This window comes from Occallatibacter sp. (assembly GCF_049802275.1).
GTDB lineage: Bacteria > Acidobacteriota > Terriglobia > Terriglobales > Acidobacteriaceae > Telmatobacter.
In genome coordinates this window covers 1-5434 of the sequence record NZ_JBARMD010000569.1, presented here as the reverse complement: position 1 = coordinate 5434, position 5434 = coordinate 1, and the positions used below count along the sequence as shown (strand labels likewise).

Below are 5434 nucleotides of genomic sequence, written 5' to 3'. Positions count from 1 at the left end.
GTCGAGCACGATGTGCGCAGCTACGCGACCGGCGAGGGCGGGCTCCTGGTAAAAGTGGCGGACGCCTCGCAGATCGCCTTCGCCTTCTTCGCCGACGTTCCCGAGCACCACGATGGGTGCGGCGAGTTTCACCTTGGCATGGACGAGGGCCTGCGCGACCGCAAGCATGCCGATGACTCCGGCGGCGTTGTCGCAAGCGCCGGGAGCAGCGATGCGGTTGGCTCCATTGTCGCGGGTGACAACAGGATTGAGCGGCGTTGCGGCGGGGAAGACAGTGTCGAGATGCGCGGAGAGGACGATGACGGGGCCGGTACTGTCAGGCGGGAGATTGGTTGCAGGAACGAATCCCGTTACGTTGCAGAGGACGTCGGTGCGGATGTTGACGAGGCCGATCTCGGCGAAGCGTGCGGCGATCCATTGCGAGCGGGCCTCTTCTCCAAACGGTGGTGCGGGAATGGCGACAAGCTCGGACTGGAGGTCGATGAGGGTCTTTGGATTGTTGTGCAGCCATGTGAATGCAGCGTGAACCGCGCGCTGGGCGGCGATTGCCGTAACGCGGGTGAAGGCCGAGCTGCGCGAGAACATCGCCATTTGCTTTCAGGGTAGCAGGAGATTCGTTAGCGGAATGTGATGTTGATTTATCGCGCCCTAAATAACTATTCATTCTCGTCGTATTCAACGGAATGCAGAAAGAGGCCGCGAGCCGGTGCGGTAGGGCCGGCGAGAGCGCGATTCTGGGCGGCAAGAATTGCGGGGATGTCTTCAATTCGCATGTAGCCCCGGGCTACGTCGAGAATGGTGCCGACGAGATTGCGCACCATGTGGTGCAGAAATCCGTTGCCGCGAACACGATAGATGAGGAGATGGAAGCCATCGGTGGTTTGTGCGTGCCATGCGGAGGAGTGGATGGTGCGAATCGCGGTGCGGGGCTGAGTTTGAATTGCCGTGTCTTCGCCTGATTGGTGAACGGAGCCTTGGGAGCGGGTGGCGAGATCGGGATCGGATGCGGCAAAGCTGCGGAAATCGTGCTCGCCAAGAAAGGCTGCCGAAGCAGCGTCGAGACTGGCGAGGTTTACGGGCCACGAGTAAGGGTAGACGTAGCGCGCGAGGAACGGCGGGCATATCTGAGGTACGGCGGGCTCAATGGGGAGTACGCGGTATTCGTAGGTTTTGGCGACCGCGGAGTGGCGGGCGTGGAAAGTGTCGGCGACGATCTCTGCGGTGAGGACGCGGATTGATCCGGGCAAGGTGCGGTTGAGAGCGCGAACAAGGTTGGCGGGTGGGATGCGCGCCTGAAGGGTGAGACTGGCGACCTGCGCCAGAGCGTGTACGCCAGCGTCGGTGCGGCCGGAACCCTGTGGCAGCGGGGACTCGCCCACGATGCGCCCGAGGGCGGATTGCAATTCGCCCTGGATAGTGTATTGGCCCGGCTGGATTTGCCAGCCGTGGAAGTCGGTGCCGTCATAAGCGAGGGTGAGCTTCCACGTCTGATTATGTTGCGGCACGGTCTGGGTGAGTTCTGTCACGGAAACCAGTTTAGAAAACAGGGTAGATAACAGGGTAATTGACCAAAAGGGGTGATCCGGTCAGTTGCATCCAGTGAGATATACTCAGCTTTTCGTGCCAGCACGCGTGCGGGGTGTTGTGGAACGATGGAACGAAATGCCCGCAGTGCGCGTAAAGCTTATTGACCCAACGGTCAAAGTGGAGCAAGGGAACGAAAAATACGCCGCGCAGAATCACAAATTTGCGTCCGGAACGGTTCTCTGGACGTCACGTAGAACGGCACCCCACATGCCTCAGCGACTCGTGGAGAGGAAACATGCAATTGTTCGGTATTGGTGTGTTTGAAGACAGAAAAACGGCCAGTGGTCTTGTAAGGCGCAATGCAGCGCAGCGTTTGCGGGCCTTTACGGCGGTAATGCTGACATTGGCTGCGGGAGTGCCAGCAGGATTTGCACAGGAGCCGTCAGGCGGCGTAGCCGGAGCGGGTGCGAAGCATCCGGAAAAGGAATCGTCGCAGTTACCGGTTGCTCCGGCGCCAGTGCTGACGAAGCCGCTGGATTTGCGATCGACGAGCCGCGACTATTCAAATCCGTTCGCACCGATGCTGGGTAATCCGATCAATGTGTACAGGCCGACGACGATTCCGAAGGCGGATTTTGCGAACTCAGTGCGCCTTGACAACCTGGTCAAGGACGGGAAGATCTACCTAAGCCTTTCGGATGCCATTGCGTTGGCCATCGAGAACAACTACGACATCGCCATAACGCGCTACAACCTGGACATCGCGGATACCGATATTCTGCGCACCAAGACCGGTGCCGCACCGCTCGGAGCGCCATCAGGGCTGGTGACTGGCACGCTGGGCGGGTCGGTATCAACGCTGGTGACCGGCGGCGGCCCGGGTGGCACCACAGTCGGATCGGGCGGCGCCGGATCCGGAATCGCGGGACAGAGCTTTACCACGGCGGGCGCCGGAGGATTGCCGGAGTATCGCGATCCAATAGTGACCGGCACCATCCAGTTTGAACGCGCAACTGCGCCGCAGGCAAATACGCTGTTTTCGGGCGGCAAGTCTTCGCTGACGACGAATACCAACGAATATAACTTCTCCTACACCCAGGGATTCATTACGGGCGCTCAACTGACGGCAGGCATCACAAATACGCGACTCACGAGTGACAATCCGTTTTCGGCGTATAGCCCGGAACTGAACTCGATCTTTAAGGCGACGCTAACCCAGCACTTGTTGGCAGGCGCCGGTATATGGATGAACAAGCGATTCCTGTACCAGGCGCAAAACGACAGGCGCATCACGGATTCGTCGTTCCGGCAGCAGATTCTGTATACCGTGAACCAGGTGGAGAGCATCTATTGGGGCCTTGTAAGCGCGTATGAGGATGTGCAGGCGAAACAACGCGCGCTGGACCAAAGCACGAAGCTCTCGTCGGATACGCATAAGCAGCTGGAGATTGGCACCATGGCTCCGCTGGACGTAGTGCAGGCCGACTCCACGGTAGCGACCGATCGACAGGCCCTCATCAGTTCAGAGAACCAGTTGAATTATCAGCAGCAGATCATCAAGCAGGCGATTGCGCGCAACCTGAACGACCCAAAGCTGGCGACGGCACCGGTTATTCCGACGGATCGTATCAGCCTCGATCAGATTCCCGAAGAGAACCAGCCGGTCGAGGACCTGGTGCAGTCGGCATTCAAGAACCGGCCGGAACTGGAGCAGGCCGCGCTGACGCTGCGCAACGATGAGATCACTCTGAAGGGTGCGCGCAATGCGCTGCTTCCGGCGCTCGACGCGTATGGTTTCTACGGATCCAGTGCGCTGGGTGGGTCGCAGAATCCGGACTGGGTTAACTTCGGTACCGGGCAACCCTATCCACCAGGCACGCTGCCCTCGACGGGATACGGAACAGTGCTGACCAATCTGTACAACGGTTCGGCGCCGGACAAGGGAGTGGGTTTCACGTTGAACATTCCAATTCGCAACCGCCAGGCGCAATCGGTTCAGGCGAGATCGCTGATGGAGTATCGCCAGGCTGAGTTGAGGCTGGCACAGCTCTATACACAGATCCGCATGCAGGTGGTGAATGCGCAGTTCGCATTGACCAACGACCGTGCAGAGGTGCAGGCGTCATTAGCGGCTCGCGATTATGCACGGCAAAGCCTTGACGCGGAACAGAAGAAGCTGCATCTTGGCGCATCTACCACCGCCAATGTGCTGCTGCAGGAAAGAAACCTGGCGACGGCCGAGAACAACCTGATTGCTGCCAATGCGTCTTATGCGAACGCTCGAGCAAGCCTTTACCAGATGCTGGCTATTACTCTGCAGGAATATGGGATCAACCTCTCGGATGCGGCAAAGGGCACGGTGAATACGGCACCGACGGTTCCCGGAGTACAGCCGGTGAGTGCACAGCCTGCAGCAACTCCTTCCGCGATGCCAGCCCAGCCGACGACTCCGCCATCAAGCAACTAACGTGGTTAAACCGCACAAAGGCCCGGCGAAAGCCGGGCCTTTGTTTTCGAGCTGGTTTCTGGTCAGCTTATCTTGCCTGATACTTGATCGGTCGCAAAAAAGGAAAGCAGATCCTTCGCGCCGCTTACCCCACTGTGTGGGGCCCCAAGCTTGCGGCGCTCAGGATGACACACTCACAATGACAATCGTCCGGGCGCAGTTAGCGTTCGGCCACGAGGTCTAACAGGTCGAAGAACTCGGGGAAGCTGATGGCGGCGGATTCGGCGCCTTGAATCAGGGTTTCCCCTTCGGCGCGGAGGGCGGCAACGCTGAATGCCATGGCGATGCGGTGGTCGCCGCCTGAATCAACGACGGCTCCATGGAGTTGCTGGCCGCCGGGGACGTCCAGGCCATCTTCGAACTCTTCAACCTCTGCACCCATAGCGCGAAGATTGCGTGCGACGAGAGCGATTCGATCGGATTCTTTGACGCGGAGTTCCTTGGCGTCGCGAATGCGAATGCCGCCGCTGGTGTAAGGGCCGATGGCAGCGAGTACGGGAAGTTCATCAATGAGTTGCGCGGCGAGAGCGCCGCTGACTTCAGTAGAGCGCAAGCCGGACTCGTCCGCGGTGATCTGCACGGTGCCCACGAGTTCCGAATTCATTTCCTGAAGTTGCAGGACGGCGATGCGGGCTCCGAGGGTAGTGAGGACGTCGAGGAGCGCGGCGCGTGTGGGGTTGAGGCCGATGCCGTCGAGGATGAGCCCAGAGTGGGGGAAAAGCGCGGCGGCGCAGAGGAAAAATGCAGCCGATGAAATGTCACCTGGAACAGCGGCTTCGATGGCGTGAAGCGTTTGTGGGCCGGTGATGCTGATGGAATCGATGGAGCGAGTAAGCGTGGCGCCGAATGCACGAAGCGCGAGCTCGCTGTGATCTCGAGTTCGAATGGACTCGCGGACGGTAGTGGTGCCATCTGATTGCAGGCCCGCGAGCAGGATACATGTTTTCACCTGGGCGCTGGGGACGGGCGTAGTGAAGTCGATGGCGTGGAGTGGAATACCTTGAATGGTGACGGGGGCATGGCCGTCGGTGAGCGTGAGTTGAGCGCCCATTTCGCTGAGAGGCTTGCGGATGCGCTCCATGGGACGGCGCGAAAGCGACTCATCACCGATGAGGGTGAAGGCGCCTTGCTGTGGCGCGAGCAGCCCGGAGATCATGCGCATCGTGGACCCGGAGTTGCCACAGTCGAGCGGATGATTCGCTGGAGTGACGCGGCCGCCGACGCCGTCGATCTCGATGCAGCCGTCGTCGAGCTTGCGGACTTTGGCGCCGAGCGCCTCCATGCAGGCGAGGGTGGAGGCGCAGTCGGCTCCGGTGGAGAAGTTGGAGAACCGCGAGGTGCCCTCGGCAAATGCACCGAGCAGCGCGTAGCGATGGCTGATGGACTTGTCGCCGGGCAGGC

At 60.0% G+C, this 5434-nt stretch carries 4 protein-coding genes; 1 reads left to right on the top strand and 3 read right to left on the bottom strand.

Features of this window, described 5'->3' with window-relative positions; all coding sequences use genetic code 11:
• The coding region (locus WA354_RS19535) for a M20/M25/M40 family metallo-hydrolase (protein WP_472814696.1) at positions 1 to 591 on the bottom strand (591 nt) is incomplete at its 3' end.
• 65 nt (positions 592 to 656) lie between these two features.
• Positions 657 to 1526 (bottom strand): tRNA pseudouridine(38-40) synthase TruA, encoded by an 870-nt coding sequence (gene truA, locus WA354_RS19530; protein ID WP_472814695.1) that lies wholly within the window; start codon positions 1524 to 1526, stop codon positions 657 to 659.
• A gap of 296 nt (positions 1527 to 1822) precedes the next feature.
• Here truA and WA354_RS19525 point away from each other — a divergent pair, with 296 nt between their 5' ends.
• Positions 1823 to 3994: a TolC family protein gene (locus WA354_RS19525; protein ID WP_472814694.1), complete on the top strand. Its 2172-nt coding sequence runs from the start codon at positions 1823 to 1825 to the stop codon at positions 3992 to 3994.
• A gap of 199 nt (positions 3995 to 4193) precedes the next feature.
• Here the strand turns inward: WA354_RS19525 and aroA are convergent, their stop codons facing one another.
• A complete protein-coding gene (aroA, locus tag WA354_RS19520; RefSeq protein ID WP_472814693.1) occupies positions 4194 to 5432 on the bottom strand; it encodes a 3-phosphoshikimate 1-carboxyvinyltransferase in 1239 nt (412 codons plus the stop codon).
• Between the last annotated feature and the right edge of the window lie 2 nt (positions 5433 to 5434).

Bases quoted from the DNA above. Each gene is read 5' to 3' on its own strand.
- WA354_RS19525 (WP_472814694.1), top strand. From the start codon at position 1,823: ATGCAATTGTTCGGTATTGGTGTGTTTGAAGACAGAAAAACGGCCAGT.